Origin of the sequence: Streptomyces sp. CA-278952 (genome assembly GCF_028747205.1) — a bacterium.
Lineage (GTDB): Bacteria > Actinomycetota > Actinomycetes > Streptomycetales > Streptomycetaceae > Streptomyces.
On sequence record NZ_CP112880.1, the window covers coordinates 4,514,756 to 4,531,640 of the forward strand.

Annotated in this window: 13 protein-coding genes; 7 read left to right on the forward strand and 6 right to left on the reverse strand. The window is 73.6% G+C overall.

Translation table 11 applies throughout. The features are described 5' to 3' along the window. Nucleotides 1-184: 184 nt before the first annotated feature. Nucleotides 185-856 carry a SigE family RNA polymerase sigma factor gene (locus N7925_RS20275; RefSeq protein ID WP_265600944.1) on the reverse strand — a complete coding sequence of 224 codons (672 nt, stop codon included), beginning with the start codon at nucleotides 854-856 and terminating at the stop codon, nucleotides 185-187. Between the two features lie 337 nt (nucleotides 857-1,193). Beyond that, nucleotides 1,194-2,099: an A/G-specific adenine glycosylase gene (locus tag N7925_RS20280; protein WP_026290844.1), complete on the reverse strand. Its 906-nt coding sequence runs from the start codon at nucleotides 2,097-2,099 to the stop codon at nucleotides 1,194-1,196. A 292-nt stretch (nucleotides 2,100-2,391) separates the two neighbouring features. On the opposite strand from N7925_RS20280, the gene N7925_RS20285 reads away from it, so the two are divergent. Beyond that, the gene (locus N7925_RS20285) at nucleotides 2,392-3,138 is read left to right on the forward strand and encodes a hypothetical protein (RefSeq protein WP_274346506.1); all 747 of its coding nucleotides are present in this window, start codon (nucleotides 2,392-2,394) and stop codon (nucleotides 3,136-3,138) included. A 369-nt stretch (nucleotides 3,139-3,507) separates the two neighbouring features. Here the strand turns inward: N7925_RS20285 and disA are convergent, their stop codons facing one another. Then, nucleotides 3,508-4,632, reverse strand: coding sequence for a DNA integrity scanning diadenylate cyclase DisA (gene disA, locus N7925_RS20290; RefSeq protein ID WP_274344702.1), 1,125 nt, complete (start codon nucleotides 4,630-4,632; stop codon nucleotides 3,508-3,510). A 79-nt stretch (nucleotides 4,633-4,711) separates the two neighbouring features. Next, nucleotides 4,712-6,133, reverse strand: coding sequence for a DNA repair protein RadA (gene radA, locus N7925_RS20295; protein ID WP_265600946.1), 1,422 nt, complete (start codon nucleotides 6,131-6,133; stop codon nucleotides 4,712-4,714). Between the two features lie 211 nt (nucleotides 6,134-6,344). On the opposite strand from radA, the gene N7925_RS20300 reads away from it, so the two are divergent. Beyond that, complete coding sequence (locus N7925_RS20300) at nucleotides 6,345-8,300, forward strand: BACON domain-containing protein (protein ID WP_274344703.1); 1,956 nt, start codon at nucleotides 6,345-6,347, stop codon at nucleotides 8,298-8,300. Nucleotides 8,301-8,340: 40 nt separating this feature from the next. Here the strand turns inward: N7925_RS20300 and N7925_RS20305 are convergent, their stop codons facing one another. After that, nucleotides 8,341-9,210: a hypothetical protein gene (locus N7925_RS20305; RefSeq protein WP_274344704.1), complete on the reverse strand. Its 870-nt coding sequence runs from the start codon at nucleotides 9,208-9,210 to the stop codon at nucleotides 8,341-8,343. Between the two features lie 239 nt (nucleotides 9,211-9,449). On the opposite strand from N7925_RS20305, the gene N7925_RS20310 reads away from it, so the two are divergent. From N7925_RS20310 to ilvD, 4 genes are all read left to right on the forward strand, one after another. Further along, on the forward strand, nucleotides 9,450-10,400 hold the full coding sequence (locus N7925_RS20310) for a Ppx/GppA phosphatase family protein (RefSeq protein ID WP_265600949.1): 951 nt from the start codon (nucleotides 9,450-9,452) through the stop codon (nucleotides 10,398-10,400). A 134-nt stretch (nucleotides 10,401-10,534) separates the two neighbouring features. Beyond that, the gene (locus N7925_RS20315) at nucleotides 10,535-11,368 is read left to right on the forward strand and encodes a sugar phosphate isomerase/epimerase family protein (protein WP_265603942.1); all 834 of its coding nucleotides are present in this window, start codon (nucleotides 10,535-10,537) and stop codon (nucleotides 11,366-11,368) included. A 23-nt stretch (nucleotides 11,369-11,391) separates the two neighbouring features. After that, entirely contained in the window at nucleotides 11,392-12,018 is a 627-nt protein-coding gene (locus tag N7925_RS20320; protein ID WP_274346507.1) for a TetR/AcrR family transcriptional regulator, read from the forward strand. Between the two features lie 168 nt (nucleotides 12,019-12,186). Beyond that, on the forward strand, nucleotides 12,187-14,037 hold the full coding sequence (ilvD, locus tag N7925_RS20325; RefSeq protein ID WP_265600950.1) for a dihydroxy-acid dehydratase: 1,851 nt from the start codon (nucleotides 12,187-12,189) through the stop codon (nucleotides 14,035-14,037). Nucleotides 14,038-14,198: 161 nt separating this feature from the next. Here the strand turns inward: ilvD and N7925_RS20330 are convergent, their stop codons facing one another. Next, on the reverse strand, nucleotides 14,199-16,373 hold the full coding sequence (locus N7925_RS20330) for a protein kinase domain-containing protein (RefSeq protein WP_274346508.1): 2,175 nt from the start codon (nucleotides 16,371-16,373) through the stop codon (nucleotides 14,199-14,201). A gap of 133 nt (nucleotides 16,374-16,506) precedes the next feature. On the opposite strand from N7925_RS20330, the gene N7925_RS20335 reads away from it, so the two are divergent. Continuing rightward, entirely contained in the window at nucleotides 16,507-16,863 is a 357-nt protein-coding gene (locus tag N7925_RS20335) for an SH3 domain-containing protein (RefSeq protein ID WP_265600951.1), read from the forward strand. The last annotated feature ends 22 nt before the right edge of the window (nucleotides 16,864-16,885 follow it).

The following is a 16,885-nucleotide window of genomic DNA, read 5'->3' on the forward strand; positions in this document are numbered from 1 at the left end:
GGATCGTCGCCGTCGTCCGGGCCCCCGGAACCACTCACGGACGAACCGCTCAGGGAGGCTCTGGTCGAGGAGGAACCACTGAGGGAGGAGTTACGTGAGGAGGAACCACTCGACGCAGTGCCCCTCCCGGAAACGCTGCCCGAGGAATCGTCCCCGAAGCCGCCCCCGCCGCCGCTGCTGCCACTCAGGCCGCGCACCGCTCCATCCCCCGCTCGTCGTGACGCCCGTTGCGCTGCGCCGGTGTGTGTGGCCTCGCCCCCGGCGCCGTCGTGACGGGCGACCGCTGGGCGGGGACACGGGCGGAGGTGACGGGCGGCGCGCTCCGGTGGCCCCCGGTCTCCCGGGCGACCGCCTCGCGGCTGACCAGATCGCGGCTCTCCAGCTCCTGGCGCAGTCGTGCCAGGGCCCGGTGCAGCGTGCTCTTGACCGTGCCGGCCGACATGCCGAGCGCCGCGGCCGTCTCCTCCGTGCTCATCTGCTCCCAGTGTCGCAGCACGACGACGCTGCGCTGCTTTGGAGCCAGAATGCCCAGAATGTCCATCAGTAGGGCGCGGTCGGCGCGCTGCTCGGTGCCGTCTTCGACACTCGCGTCGGGCAGCTGCTCGGTCGGGACCTCTTCGAGCTTGCGCGCCCGCCACCACTCCGTACGGGTGTTGATCATGACGCGGCGCAGATAGGCGTCGGCCAGCGACTTGTCGGCGATGCCGTCCCAGCGGCCGTAGGTGCGCACCAGGGCGGTCTGCAGCAGGTCCTGGGCGTCCACCGGGTCCGGAACCAGACGGCGCGCGCTGCGCAGCAGCGCCTCCTGCCGCGTGCGTACGTAGTCCTCGAACGCGAGCACCTCGCCCTGCGCCATGACAACCGCCTCCGTCCCCGAACATCCCCGTGTCACTGCCGGGCCGCGGGTGTTCCGCGGTCCGGCCGTCCTGCTGTGGGAGACGCTACGGAGGCGTTGTCACGGCGATGTGCGGGGCAGCCGTAGGCCGGTGCACGGCTGCCCATCGGTTGTGTAACAGTGCAGGAGAAGACGTTCCCCGCAGACCGGGGCGAGGGGCGAGGGTCCAGGGACCGAGGACTACGGGCCCCGGACTACGGGCCCCGGACTACGGGCCCCGGACTACGGGCCCCGGACTACGGACCGCGGACCGCGGACCGCGGCCTACGGCCCCGGGGCCCGGGCCGTAGGCCGGAGATCAGGTCAGCGGCAGCCGGTACCGGCCGTCGGCCAGCGGCTCGACCAGTCCGTCGGCCACCAGCCCGTCCAGCGCACGGGCCCGCTGCACCGGCTCCTCCCACACCGCGTCCAGCGCGGCCTGGGCCACAGGGCTCACCGAGTCCCGCAACACCGCCAGCAGCCGCCCGCGCACTTGGCGGTCGGTGCCGGCGTACGTCTGGCCCTTGCGCGGCGGACCCTGGTGCGCGGGCTTCCCGGCCAGCCGCCAGGCGCACCGCGAGGCGATCGGGCACCGGTCGCAGTCCTCGTTGCGCGCGGTGCACACGAGGGCGCCCAGCTCCATCGTGGCCGCCGCCCAGCGCGCCGCCCGCTCGTCCTCCTCGGGCAGCAGCGCCCGCGCGAGCTTGCGCTCGGCGGCCGTGGTCGCATTCGGCGGGTACTGGACCCCGGAGGCGGCGCGGGCGAACACCCGGCGGACGTTCGTGTCGAGCACCGCGTGCCGCTGTCCGTACGCGAACGAGGCCACGGCCGCCGCCGTGTACTCGCCGATCCCGGGCAGCGCCAGCAGCTGGGCGTGCTCGCTCGGCACATCGCCGCCGTGCCGTTCCGTTATCGCCTGCGCGGCCCCGTGCAGGCGCAGCGCCCGGCGCGGGTAGCCGAGCCGGCCCCAGGCGCGGACCGCCTCCCCGGGCGCCTCGGCGGCCAGGTCGGCGGGGCGGGGCCAGCGGGCGAGCCACTGTTCGTACACCGGGAGGACCCGGCTCACCGGGGTCTGCTGCAGCATGAACTCGCTGACCATCACCGACCAGGCGCCCGCTTCGGGGCGGCGCCAGGGCAGATCGCGGGCATGCTGCTCGAACCACCCGATGACGGGGGCGTGGAGGGAGGCGGCGGGGGGCGTCTGTGTCGAAGTCATGGCAGTCATCGCACGGACGATCCTGGCACGGAAGAGGGAGCGGCGGTCACGGGCAGGGGAGTGTCGGCCCACGAGGCGGCCCAGGGGGTGACAACGCCACCCGTTCTGTCCCCTGTGACCGGATCCCCGTGATGATGATCGGCAAAACTTGCTGCCGGAGCGGCGGGTGGGGCCTGAGCCGGCCCGGATCTCTCGTAGAGTTCGGGACGTGGGATCTATGCGCAATCCGGTCGGTCCGCTTCCCTCCAGCATCTACTGGCGACGAAGGGCGGTAGCGGGACTTCTGGTTGCGCTGCTCGCCCTGTTGATCGCCTGGGGCGTGACGTCCGGAGGCGGTGGGGGAAGCCGGAACGACGGCAAGTCCGGCGGCTCCGATCCGATCGAGTCGATCACTCCCGGGCCGTCGGGCTCGGGCCCCGCGATCAGCCAACAGCCGGGCGGCCGCGACGAGTCGGGTGAGGACGGCGGCTCCGGGGGCTCCGGCGGACCCGGCGGCTCCGACGGTGGCGCGGGCGCATCCTCCGGCGGCGCGGGCGACGGGGCTTCGCCCGACGGGGCGTCAACGGGCGGTGCGGACACGGCCGGTTCGGGAGCGGACGGCGGCGGCACGGCGGGCCAGCAGGTCCCGGCCGGCTCCCCGATCCCCGAGTGCAAGCCCGACGCGGTGCGGTTGAGCCTGCGGACGAAGGTCAGTTACGGCCCCGACGACAAGCCGAAGTTCGAACTGATCGCGAAGAACACCTCGTCCGCCGCGTGCAAGGCCGACCTCGGGCCGAAGAGCGCGGTCCTCACGGTGACCGAGGCGGGCGGCGAGGACGACGATCCGATCTGGTCCTCGAAGGACTGCCCCGCCGCGGCCGGTCCGTTGTTCCTGAGGGTTCCGGCGGGCGCGACGGTGATCCACACGGTCGACTGGAACCGCACGCGGTCCGCCCCCGGCTGTGCGACCCCGCCGGCCGGCAAGGCCGGCCCGGGAACGTACCTCCTGGAGGCGAAGACCCCGGGCGAGGCGGTCCAGAGGGCCTCGTTCGTCCTCGCGAAGGACTGACACGACCGCGCCCAGACGGCCCTGGACCTGGCCGTGACCGGGCCACCTTCGGCCCGGCACACCCAGCCTGTCCGGCGTTTGAGGACGGAACCGTCGAGGCGGACGAGCGGCGCGCCTAGCGGGTCGGGCGGGCGGCGTTTGAGGACGGAACCGTCCAGACGGACGAGCGATGCGCCCACGGGGCCGTGCGAGCCCGTATGAGCACCGGCCGTCCAGCCCTAGGGTTCCGTCCTCAAACGCCGGACGGGCTGGTTTGTGCTCGGGGTTCCGTCTTCGAACGCCGGACGGGCTGGTTTGTGCTCGGGGTTCCGTCCTCGAACGCCGGACAGGCTGGGGATGACCGGACGGCCCTCATGGGCGCGGCCGATCTCAGACGTACCGCTCCAGGATCGACGACTCCGCCAGCCGCGAAAGCCCCTCCCGCACGCTGCGCGCCCGCGCCTCGCCGACGCCGTCCACGGTCTGGAGGTCGTCCACGCTCGCCGCCAGCAGCTTCTGGAGACCGCCGAAGTGCTCCACCAGCCGCTCGATGATCGCCCCCGGCAGCCGCGGTACCTTCGCCAGCAGCCGGAAGCCCCGCGGGGAAACCGCCGAGTCCAGCGTCTCGGGCGAGCCGCTGTAGCCCAGTGCCCGCGCCACCACCGCCAGCTCCAGCAGCTCCGTGTGGCTCAGCGCGTCCAGCTCGGTCAGCGCCTCGGCCACCGTGCGCGAGCGTTTCGCCGTCGGCTCGGGGACGTAATCCCGGACGACCAGCTCCCGCTCCGGCTCCACCCCGGCGATCAGCTCGTCCAGCTGGAGGGAGAGCAGCCGCCCATCGGTGCCGAGCTCGACCACGTACTCCGCGATCTCCGTCGCGATCCGCCGCACCATCTCCAGCCGCTGCGCCACCGCCGTCACGTCCCGGACGGTGACCAGGTCCTCGATCTCCAGCGCGGACAGCGTGCCGGCCACCTCGTCGAGGCGCAGTTTGTACCGCTCCAGCGTGGCGAGCGCCTGATTGGCGCGGGACAGGATGGCGGAGGACTCCTCCAGGACCCGCCGCTCCCCGTCCACGTACAGCGCGATCAGGCGCATCGACTGGGAGACCGAGACGACGGGGAAGCCGCACGCCTTGGAGACCCGGTCCGCCGTGCGGTGACGGGTGCCCGTCTCGTCCGTGTGGATCGAGGCGTCCGGGACCAGCTGCACGCCGGCCCGCAGGATCTTGGTCATGTCCTTGTCGAGGATCAGCGCCCCGTCGAGCTTGCACAGCTCGCGCAGGCGCGTCGCCGTGAACTCCACGTCCAGGACGAATCCGCCGGTGCACATCGACTCGACGGTCTTGTCCATGCCCAGCACGATCAGCCCACCGGTATTGCCGCGGAGAATGCGCTCCAGGCCGTCCCGCAGGGCCATTCCGGGCGCGACCGCGCTCAACGAGGCGCGCATCAGCGCCTCGTTACCGGTGCCTTGGCCGGACTTTCCGGGCGTCGTCGCCCGGTCGTTGGCTGCCACTGCACTCCTCCGGTCACAGGTTGCGGTGCCCTTGCGTCCCCCATGCCGTGTCCACGGGCGGGCGAGACCAGGGCAAAGTCTACCGGCGCGCGTTGTCTTCCTGACGAGGCTGCGGCGCCTCTTGACGAGACCGGCGTGGGAGGACCCGCAGAGCGTCGCCCATGTCGGCGACTTCCGTGACCTTCATACCGGCCGGGACCTTCCCCGGGTCCGTCGGAACGAGCGCGTGGGTGAAGCCCAGACGGTGGGCCTCGGCCAGTCTCCGCTGCACCCCGGTGACCCTCCTGACCTCGCCCGCGAGCCCCACCTCACCGATCGCGACCAGGTTCTTCGGGAGCGGGGTGTCGCTGGCCGCGCTGGCCAGCGCGAGCGCGATCGCCAGGTCGGCGGCGGGCTCGGTGAGCTTCACGCCGCCCACCGTCGCGCTGTAGATGTCCCGCTTGCCGAGCGCGGTGATCCGGCCGCGCTGCTCCAGCACGGCGAGCATCATCGAGACCCGGGAGGTCTCCAGACCCGAGGTGGTGCGCCGGGGTGAGGGGATCTGCGAGTCGACGGTGAGCGCCTGCACCTCGGCGACCAGGGGCCGCTTGCCCTCCAGGGTCACCGTCAGACAGGTGCCCGGCACCGCCACGTCGCGGCGGGTCAGGAAGAGGCCCGAGGGGTCGGCGAGACCGGTGATGCCCTCGTCGTGCAGCTCGAAGCAGCCGACCTCGTCGGTCGCCCCGTAACGATTCTTGACGCCGCGCACCAGCCGCAGCCGGGCGTGCCGGTCGCCCTCGAAGGACAGCACCACGTCCACCAGGTGCTCCAGCAGCCGGGGCCCGGCGATCGCGCCGTCCTTGGTGACGTGGCCGACGAGCAGCGTGGCCATGCCGCGATCCTTGGAGGCCCGGATGAGCGCTCCGGCGACCTCCCGGACCTGGGCCATCCCGCCGGGCGCGCCGTCGATCTCGGGCGAGGCGACCGTCTGCACCGAGTCCAGGACGAGCAACGAGGGCTTCACCGCGTCCAGGTGGCCGAGCACCGCGGACAGATCGGTCTCCGCCGCGAGGTAGAGGTGGTCGTTGATCGCCCGGATCCGGTCGGCCCGCATCCGGACCTGGCTCGCGGACTCCTCGGCGGTCACATAGAGCGTGCGGTGGTCCTCGCTCGCCGCCTTGGCCGCCACGTCCAGCAGCAGCGTCGACTTGCCGACGCCGGGCTCGCCCGCCAGCAGCACGACCGCGCCCGGCACGAGCCCGCCGCCGAGCACCCGGTCCAGCTCACCGACGCCGGTCGACCGGGCGGTGGCCTGCCGGCTGTCGACCTGGCCGATCGGCACGGCCGCCGTGGAGACCCGGCCCGCCGCGGTGGTGCGCACGGCGGGGGCGCCGCCGAACTCCTCGACCGTCCCCCACGCCTGGCACTCGGGACAACGGCCGAGCCACTTGGCGGTGGTCCAGCCGCATTCGGTACAGCGGTAGGACGGCCGGTCCTTCGCGGATTTCGTACGGGCAGCCATGGCGCCACCGTATAGGTGAGGTACGACAACGCCTCCAGAGCGGAGGCGTGCGGGGCGCCTCCGCGCGCAGGGCGCACGGCAGCGCACCGGAGCACTACGGGCGGAGTTCCGCGATCCCTGTCCTCTTTCGAGGGATACATTCACCCGTAAGGATTAAATGTGCTCAAGGGGCACTTGGGGCATACGCTCCTTTGCCTACGGTCGCCGGGTGATGAGCAGCAGGCTGGAGACCCCGACGCACACCACCGGCGCACACCGGGCGCACCGCCGAGTGACCCAGGCCCCGGCACAGCGACCGCCCGCACGTTACGAGCCGTATCTCGACGGACTCTTCACCTACTGCCTCTCCGTGCTCTGCGATCACGACGCGGCCGCCGAAGCGCTCGGCGCCGCCCTGTCGGTTGCGGACCGGCAGGACGCCCGGGCCCCCACAGCCGAGGAGGAACGTAAATCCTGGCTGTACGCGCTGGCCCGCTGGGCCTGCCTGCGCACCCTCACCGAGCGCGGACGCGGCCGCCAGGCCCACCGCCGCCCCTCCGGGACGGTCAAGCCGCCCCGCACGGCCAAGGCCTCCGCCACGCGCAAGGCCTCCGCCACGCGCAAGGTTTCCGATCCCCGGCAGGTTTCCGATCCACAGCAGGGCTCCGATCCACGGCAGGGCTCCACGACCTCCGCGCCGCCCTGGCACCAGGGGGCGCGCACCGCCCGGCGCACGCCGGAGCACACCTTGCCCGCCACCCCCGAGGACGCCACCGTGCCCGCCCCTGCCGAGTCGCCGGCCGCCGAGGCCCGCCGCCGGGAGCTCGCCACACTCGCCTGGCCCGAGGCCGCGGGCACCACCCCGGAGCAGCGCGAAGCCCTCGAACTGGCCGTGCGCCACGGGCTCGCCCCGCGCGCCGTCGCCACCGTGCTCGGTCTGGAGCCGGCCACCGCCCGGGAGCTGCTGGCCGGCGCGGCCTGCGAGGTGGAGCGCACCCGCGCGGCCCTCGCGGTCGTCGAGACCGGCGGCTGCCCCACCGTCGCCCGGATCACCGGCGACCACCAGGTGCTGCTCTCGGCCGCCCTGCGCCGCGAGCTCGTCCGGCACGTCGACGACTGCCCCCGGTGCCGCCGTGCCGCCGAGCGGGCCGATGCCGCGGGACCCTGGCCCGGAGCGGCCCTGGCCCCGGTCGCCGCCCTGCCCGTCGTCGAGGCCCCCCGCCCCTCCGTGTACGTCGCGATGGCCCAGACCCAGCGCTCCCGCGCCGCAGGCCCACGCTTCGACCGGGCCGGGTATCCGCTCGACCCCAAGGACCAGGCCGCCCGCCGCGACCGGCTGCGCGCCCGGGTCGTGACGACCACGGTCGTCGCGACGGTGGTCGCCGCCCCCGTGATCGCCCTGTGGGCCGCGTACCGGGGGGCGCCCCAGACCGGCGAGGGCCACGACGGGACCTCGGTCACCGCCACGGAGGCCGACGGCGCCGGCGGCACGATCGGCGACCCCTACAACGACACCGACCACACCGGCGACGGCCGCCCCGGCAACCGCTTCGGCGCCCGCGTACCGGATGTCACCGCCGAGGTCGTCAGCACCGGCGGCGCGCGGCACGGCGACGCCCGGCTCGCGGTGACGGCCCGGACCTCCGGGGCCGTCACGACGCTCACGCTGACCGCCTCCGACCGGGGGCCGGTCAGCTGGTCGGCGGTGACGGACGCCCCGTGGCTGCGCCTCAGCCGTACGTCCGGTGCGCTCGCGCCCGGGCAGAGCACCACGATCGCGGTCTCGGTGATCCGGGACGCGCAGCCGCGTGGACCGTGGCGGGCCCGGATCTCGCTGACGCCCTCGGGTTCCGCCGTGCTCATCGACGGTCACGGGGGCATGGCCCCGACGACGGGCGGCCCGCGCCCCACGCGCCCGGGAACGGGCTCCCCCCGCCCCACGGACCCGGGCACCACGGACCCCGGCCCGACCGACCCGGGCCCGTCCGATCCAGGTCCGACCGACCCCGGCCCCACCGACCCCGGACCGGGCCCGACCGACCCCACCGATCCGCCGGGCCCCACGGACCCGCCGGAGCCGACCGATCCGCCCGAACCGACACCGGGCCCCACCGACCCCACCGACCCGAGCCCCACGGACCCGGCCCCGACCGACCCGGGCCCCTCCGCCCCGGACCCGACGGGCTGAGTCCCGGACCCGACGGGCCGAGGGCCCGCCAGGTCCGGCCTCAGCGCTTCTTCGGCGCCGGGAGCGGGTCCGCCGGGTGCGGGGCCATCGGCAGCAGCGACGACAGCCGCTCCTCGCAGAGTTCGACCAGCCGGTCGTACCCCTCCTTGCCCATCAGCTCGATCAGCTCCGGGCGGTAGGACACGTACACCGGGTCACCGGCCCCGTGCGCCGAGGTGGCCGAGGTGCACCACCAGTGCAGGTCGTGACCGCCCGGGCCCCAGCCCCGGCGGTCGTACTCACCGATCGTCACCTGGAGCACCCGCGTGTCGTCGGGCCGGTCGATCCAGTCGTACGTCCGTCGCACCGGCAGCTGCCAGCACACGTCCGGCTTGGTCTCCAGCGGCTCCTTGCCCTCCCGCAGCGCCAGGATGTGCAGCGAGCAGCCCGCCCCGGCGGGAAAGCCCGGCCGGTTCTGGAAGATGCAGGAGCCCTCCCAGCGGCGCGTCTGGCGCTCCCCGTCCTCGTCGACGCCGACCCACCCCGACTCCGCACCGACGTCGTGGAACTGCCACAGCTCGGGAGTGAGCCGGGCCACGTGCCCCGCGACCCGCTTCTCGTCGTCCTCGTCGGAGAAGTGCGCGCCCAGCGTGCAGCAGCCGTCGTCCGCCCGACCCGCCTGGATGCCCTGGCAGCCGCTGCCGAAGATGCAGCTCCACCGGGAGGTCAGCCAGGTCAGATCGCAGCGGAAGACCTGCTCGTCGTCGGCCGGGTCGGGGAACTCCACCCAGGCCCGCGCGAAGTCGATGCCCTTCTCATCGGACGGGACCGCGGACGGGACCGGTCCGCTCGCCCCCGGCTGTGCTGCCTGCTTGTTCGACTTCTGCTTCTTCGTGGCTTTGTCCTGCTTAGCCTTTTTCGTCTTTGGCACGCGCACAGCGTAAGTCCGACCGGCGCATGGGGGGCGGCGTCACGGGGCTGGGGCACGCGCATCTGCGGCGTTGTCGTCAATCACCATGGCTCCTTCCCCAAGCTCTCGGCTCCGCTCGACCAGGGGAGACCCCATCTGCCTCAATCCTCCGCCTTGCAGCTGCACGCACCCAGCCCCGCTTCTTCTCCCACCCCCCATGCGCCGGTCGGACTCGTCCGATGGCGCAGTAGCGTTCCCGTATGAGACTCGGAGTCCTCGACGTGGGATCGAACACGGTTCATCTGCTGGTGGTCGACGCCCACCCCGGAGCCCGCCCGCTGCCCGCGCACTCGCACAAGGCGGAGCTCCGCCTCGCCGAACTCCTCGACGAGGCCGGCGCGATCGGCCCCCTCGGCGTGGACCGGCTCGTGGCGACGATCGCCGGCGCGGTCCAGGCCGCCGAGGACAAGGGGTGCGAGGACGTGCTCGCCTTCGCCACCTCCGCCGTGCGCGAGGCGACCAACGCGGACTTGGTCCTGGAGCGCGTACGGGTCGAGACCGGCGTCGACCTCGCGGTCCTCAGCGGCGAGGAGGAGGCCCGGCTGACCTTCCTGGCCGCCCGCCGCTGGTTCGGCTGGTCGGCGGGGAAGCTCCTCGTCCTCGACATCGGCGGCGGCTCCCTGGAGATCGCCTTCGGCATCGACGAGGAGCCGGACACCGCCGTCTCCCTGCCGCTCGGCGCGGGCCGCCTCACCGGCGCCTGGCTGCCGGACGACCCTGCCGACCCCGATCAGGTCAGGGCGTTGCGCCGACACGTCCGGGCCAGCATCGCGCGGACGGTGGGCGAGTTCAGCCGGGCCGGCCGCCCCGACCACGTCGTCGCCACCTCCAAGACCTTCAAGCAGCTCGCCCGGATAGCCGGCGCCGCCCGCTCCACCGAGGGCCTGTACGTCCAGCGCTCGCTGAGCCGCAAGGCGCTGGAGGACTGGGTGCCCAAGCTGGCGGCGATGACGGTCGAGGAGCGCGGCCGGCTCCCCGGAGTCTCCGAGGGCCGGGCCGCCCAGCTGCTCGCCGGGGCCCTGGTGGCCGAGGGGGCGATGGACCTGTTCGGTGTCGAGGAGCTGGAAATCTGCCCCTGGGCCCTGCGCGAGGGCGTCATCCTGCGCCGCCTGGACCACCTCCCCGCGGAACGCGCCGCACTGCTGGGCTGACGTTCGGCGGCGGGACTCCGGGCCGCACCGCTCGGGTGACGTACGGTGACGGGGCCCATGGCCCTGATCACTTTCCGCCAGGAGCCCTCGGCGCGGCGCACCCGTGCCCGTACGCTGTCCAGGTGGCAGAACCATTGGTGCGCATCCCCGATGCGAAGGTCGCGCTGTCAACGGCCTCGGTCTACCCCGAGTCCACCGCGACGGCCTTCGAGATCGCCGCGCGCCTGGGGTACGACGGCGTCGAGGTCATGGTCTGGACCGACCCCGTCAGCCAGGACATCGAGGCCCTGCGCCGTCTCTCCGACTACCACCGGGTCCCGATCCTCGCGGTGCACGCCCCCTGCCTCCTGATCACCCAGCGCGTCTGGTCCACCGACCCCTGGGTCAAGCTCCAGCGGGCCCGGGCCGCCGCCGAGAAGCTCGGGGCCTCCGCCGTCGTGGTGCACCCGCCGTTCCGGTGGCAGCGCAACTACGCCCGCGACTTCGTGACCGGGATCTGGCGGATGGCGGAGGAGACGGACGTCCGGTTCGCCGTCGAGAACATGTACCCCTGGCGCTACCGGGACCGCGAGATGCTCGCGTACGCCCCCGACTGGGACGTCACCAACGACGACTACCGGCACTTCACGGTCGACCTCTCGCATACCGCGACCGCCCGCACCGAGGCGCTCGCCATGGTGGACCGGATGGGCGACCGGCTCGCCCATGTCCACCTCGCCGACGGCAAGGGCTCGGCCAAGGACGAGCACCTGGTGCCCGGCCGGGGCGACCAGCCGTGCGCGGAACTGCTGGAGCGCCTCGCCCGTACGGGCTTCGACGGCCATGTCGTCATCGAGGTCAACACCCGCCGCGCGATGTCCTCCGCCGAACGCGAGGCCGACCTCGCGGAGGCGCTGGCCTTCACCCGCCTCCACCTGGCCACCGCGACCGCCGCCGGCGACCCGTCCCCGAAAATCCACCGCCCGTGACCGAGGAGCCCGGCCGACCGCCCGTGACCGAGGACGCTCCCGCCACTCCCGCCCCGCGCCGCCGGGGCCGCCCCTCCCGCAAGGCCGCGTCCGAGGGCCCCGACGCCCGTACGCGCATCCTGGAGGCGGCCCGTACGGAATTCGCCGAGCGCGGCTACGACAAAACGTCGATCCGGGGCATCGCCAAGGCCGCCGTGGTCGACGCGGCCCTCGTCCACCACTACTTCGGCACGAAGGACGAGGTCTTCGCCGCCGCCGTCGAGGTCACCTTCGAACCGGCCCTGGTCGTCCACACCGTTCTCGGCGGCCCGCCGGAGGGCCTGGGGGAGCGGCTGGCGCGCTTCTTCCTCTCCGTCTGGGAGGACCCGGCCACCCGCTCGCCCCTGCTGGCGATCCTGCGCTCCGCGCTGACCCACGAGGCGGCGGCGAAGGTGCTGCGCGAATTCGTCCTGCGGCGGCTGCTGGAGCGGATCGCGGCGGAGCTGGACGTTCCGGACGCCACGTTCCGCGCCGAGCTGGCCGCCTCGCACCTGATCGGCATCGCGATGCTCCGGTACATGATCCGCGCCGAGCCGCTCGCCTCCGCCGACCCGGAGGACATCGTGGCGATGGTCGCCCCCACGCTCCAGCGATACTTGGGCGAGCGCTGAACCCCGGCCGGGATCCCGGCCGGAACCCCGGCCGTGGCTGACCACCCACCGGCCCCCGCGTCCCGCATTCCGGACAGGCTGTCCAGATCTTGGATCCGGGGCGTACGCTCGAAGGCAGTCTTTCTTTAACTGTCGGAGGCAGTCCCCCTGCCGAAGGAGCGAGCGACGATGCCGCAGCTGAGGTCCCGCACGGTCACCCACGGACGCAACATGGCGGGCGCGCGCGCCCTTATGCGCGCGTCGGGCGTAGCGAGCGCGGACATCGGCAAGCCGATCATCGCGGTCGCCAACTCGTTCACCGAGTTCGTCCCCGGCCACACCCACCTCGCCCCGGTCGGCCGGATCGTCTCCGAGGCGATCCTGGCGGCGGGCGCGGTCCCGCGCGAGTTCAACACCATCGCCGTGGACGACGGCATCGCGATGGGCCACGGCGGCATGCTCTACAGCCTGCCCTCCCGCGACCTGATCGCCGACTCCGTGGAGTACATGGTCGAGGCGCACTGCGCGGACGCGCTGATCTGCATCTCCAACTGCGACAAGATCACCCCGGGCATGCTGATGGCCGCCATGCGCCTCAACATCCCGACCGTCTTCGTCTCCGGCGGCCCGATGGAGGCCGGCAAGGCCACCCTGGTCGACGGCACGGTCCGCAAGCTCGACCTGGTCAACGCGATCAGCGACGCGGTCGACGAGTCCGTCTCCGACGAGGACATGCTCCGCATCGAGGAGAACGCCTGCCCCACCTGCGGCAGCTGTTCCGGCATGTTCACCGCCAACTCGATGAACTGCCTGACCGAGGTCCTCGGCCTCTCCCTCCCCGGCAACGGCTCCGTCCTCGCCACGCACACCGCCCGCCGGGCGCTGTACGAGGACGCCGGCCGCACGGTCGTCGAGATCACCAAGCGCTACTACGAGCAGGACGACGAGACGGTCCTGCCGCGCGCGATCGGCACCCGCGCCGCGTTCGACAACGCGATGGCGCTGGACATCGCCATGGGCGGCTCGACCAACACGATCCTGCACCTGCTGGCCGCCGCCGAGGAAGCGGAGCTGGCGTACGGCCTCGACGACATCAACGAGGTCTCGCGCCGGGTCCCCTGCCTCTCCAAGGTCGCCCCGAACGTCGCCCCCGGCGGCACGTACTACATGGAGGACGTCCACCGGGCCGGCGGTATCCCCGCCCTCATCGGCGAGCTCCACCGCGGCGGCCTGCTCAACGAGGACGTGCACGCGGTGCACTCCGACACCCTCGCCGAGTGGCTGAAGAACTGGGACGTCCGCGGCGGCTCCCCGTCCCCCGAGGCCATCGAGCTGTGGCACGCCGCCCCCGGCTGTGTCCGCTCCGCCACCGCCTTCTCGCAGTCCGAGCGGTGGGACACCCTCGACCTGGACGCGGCGGGCGGCTGCATCCGCGACGTCGAGCACGCCTACTCCAAGGACGGCGGCCTCGCCGTCCTCAAGGGCAACCTCGCCGTGGACGGCTGTGTCGTGAAGACGGCCGGCGTCGACGAGTCGATCTGGACCTTCGAGGGCCCGGCCGTCGTCTGCGAGTCGCAGGACGAGGCCGTCGACAAGATCCTCCGCAAGGAGATCGAGCCGGGCGACGTCGTCGTCATCCGTTACGAGGGCCCGCGCGGCGGCCCCGGCATGCAGGAGATGCTCTACCCCACCTCCTTCCTCAAGGGCCGGGGTCTGGGCAAGGTCTGCGCGCTGGTCACCGACGGCCGCTTCTCCGGCGGCACGTCGGGCCTCTCCATCGGCCACGCCTCGCCCGAGGCGGCCTCCGGCGGCACGATCGCGCTCGTCGAGGACGGCGACCGGATCCGGATCGACATCCCGAACCGCTCCATCGAACTGCTCGTCGACGACGCCGAACTGGCCACCCGCCGCGAGGCGCTGAACGGCGTGTACGCGCCGAAGAACCGCGACCGCAAGGTCTCGGCCGCGCTGCGCGCCTACGCGGCGATGACCACGAGCGCGGACCGCGGTGCGGTCAGGGACGTCTCGAAGCTGGGCTGACGTCTCGGCTTCCCGACCTCAGCCCCCCGGACCCCCGCTCCTCAAGCTCCTCCGGGCGCCCATTCAAGCCCCTCCGGCGATTGAGGAGCGGGGTCCGGGGCAGAGCCCCGGGTACTTGAGGGCGGTCCCGGGCCATCACCAGGCGCCCGGGAGCCGGGCCCTCACCAGGAGCCCGGCTCCGCCCCGTCCACCGCGAAGACCGACCCGTCCGGCGCCGTCCCCACGACCGTCCGCCCCGCAGTGACCGGTGCGGGCAGGTCGGAGGCGTAGGCGAGCTTCCCGCCGCTCAGCCGCGCCCGGGTCTGACCCACCAGCGCACCCCGGTCCGTGTCGACGGCCAGCAGCCGCCCGTCCGCGGCGGAGAAGTACAGGTGGCCGCCCTCCCCGAGCACCGGAGCGGAAGCCCGCCCGACCCCCGTCTCCAGCCGCCACAGCTCGGCCTTCGCCCCGTCCGCCGCGGTGTCGACGGCCAGCAGCGACCCGCCCCGCGCCAGCAGGTACGCGACGTCCCCGGCCATGACCACCTGCGGCCCGTCCAACGTGAAGGGCAGCGGGACCCGGACCGATCCGCCGGTGCCGGGCGCGTACCGGACCAGTTCGGTGGTGTCCGAGTTCTCGTCCATCGCCGTCAGCACCAGCTCCCCGGCCCCGGCGGTCCCGACCGGGGTGAGGGCCCCGTCCAGCCGCCGCTGCCAGGACGCCCGGCCGGTCGCGGCGTCCACCGCCGTGACCAGGGTCGACGCGCCCGAGGACGCCTGCTCGAAGGCGTAGGCGAGCCCGGACGCCCCGTCGTACAGGGCGAAGTCGGGCCGGGTGTGCTGCGCCGGCGGCCCCTCCCAGCGGGACACCCCGCTCGCCGCGTCCAACGCCGTCACCGTGCCGTCGTCCGCGACGGTCAGCAGCGTGTCGCCCGCTGGGAACGCGCCACCGGGACTCGCGGACAGGGCGGTGTCCCGGACGGCGGTGCCCTTCACCGGGTCGAACGCGCGCAGCTTCCCGTCCGGGCCGGCGGACAGCACGACCCCGCCCGAGACGACCGGAGCGTGGGCGGCCGTCCGCGAGGAGGAGGACCGGGCCGACCACAGCACGCGCCCGTCCGCCGGATCGATCCTGGCGATGCCGCCCCCGGCCGCCGAGCAGTACAGCGCACCCCCGGCCCCGGCGGTGGAACAGGCGGGCGTGGCGGTGCCGGAGGTCCGCAACGCGGTACGCCACGGGGTGACGGCGGCCTCGCCCTGCCCGCCTCCGGCCTCCGCGCGTTCCGGCTCCGGGCGGCTCGCGTCCGTACCCGCGCCCCACACGGCGTACGCCCCGGCGCCCGCCCCCGCCACCAGCAGGAGCAGCGCCGCCGCCACGACCAGCCGGACGCGCGGCAGCCGACGGCGCCGCACCACGGGCGCGGGGCCCACATGCGTGTCCGCCTCCGAACCGTCCCGCTCCCGCGCCGCCGGCACCGCCGCCGCGACCACCGCCCGTCGCCGCTGCGACGGCAGGAACGCGTCGGCCTCGTACGACGGAGGCAGCAGCGCCTCCATCACCTCGCCCGGCGTGGGCCGGTCGGCCGGGTCCTTCGCCAGGCACCGGGCGACCAGCGGCGCGAGGTCCTCCGGCACTCCGCCGAGGTCCGGCTGGTCGTGCACCACCTGGTACGCCACGATGTACGGGCTGTCCGAGTCGAACGGACCCCGGCCCGTCGCCGCGTGGACGATCACGGCCCCCAGCGCGAACACGTCGGCCGGCGGCCCGACCTCGCGCGGCCGCTGGAACTGCTCGGGAGCCATATAGGGCGGCGAACCGATCAGCTTGCCCGTCTCGGTGCGCAGATCACTGTCGTACGGCCGGGAGATCCCGAAGTCGATGACCTTGGGGCCCCCGTCGGTCAGCAGCACGTTGCTCGGCTTCAGATCGCGGTGGATCACGCCCGCCCGATGGATGTCCCGCAGCGCCTCGGCGAGCCCGGCGGTCAGCCTGCGCAGCTCGGCGGGGGCCATCGGGCCGCTCCGCTTCACCTGCTCGGCGAGCGTGGGCCCGGGAACGTACAGGGTGGCCATCCAGGGCCGCCCGGCCTCCGGATCGGCGTCGACGACGGGAGCCGTGAACGCCCCGCTCACCCGCCGCGCGGCCGCCACCTCCTGCCGGAACCGTGCCCTGAACTCGGGATCGGCCGCGTAGGGCGCGTGCACCACCTTCACCGCGAGCTGCATCCCCGAGGCCGAGCGCGCCAGATGCACGACCCCCATGCCGCCCGAGCCGAGACGGGCCTCAAGACGGTAGGCGCCGGCGTAACTCGGAAACTCCGCTTCCGGATGCGCTCCGGGCTCTCGCAGCGGCGGCATCGCCCACCCCCGTGTGTTCGTGCGCATGCGACGCACGGAGCCTAGTCGATGGTGCCTGGGAGAGGCACGGGGCTTGCTAGCCTGCGCGTCGTACGCGGCTCGCGTACGCGACATCTCAACGGGGGAGGCCCACATGGGCGTTGAAGAGCACACCGCAGAGCCCACGCGCGACGAGGTGGACGGGGCGGAAGGGGCGACGGCCGTGGCGCAGGCCGAGCTGAGGGTGGAGACCACCGCGTCCGGCACCCGCTACCCGGTCGCCCCGGGCTACCGGGTCAACGTCCGCACCGGCCCCGGCACCAGCTACCGCATCGTCAGGACCATGCCGTACGGACAGAAGATCCCGATCTACTGCCAGAAGCCGGGGGAGACCGTCACCGGCCCGTACGGCACGTCGAACCTCTGGGACAACATCGCCAACGGCCAGTTCGTCGCGGACGCCTACGTCTACACGGGGCGCGACGGCTACGTCGCACCGCGCTGCGATTGACGGCTCCGCCCGGCACCCGGGG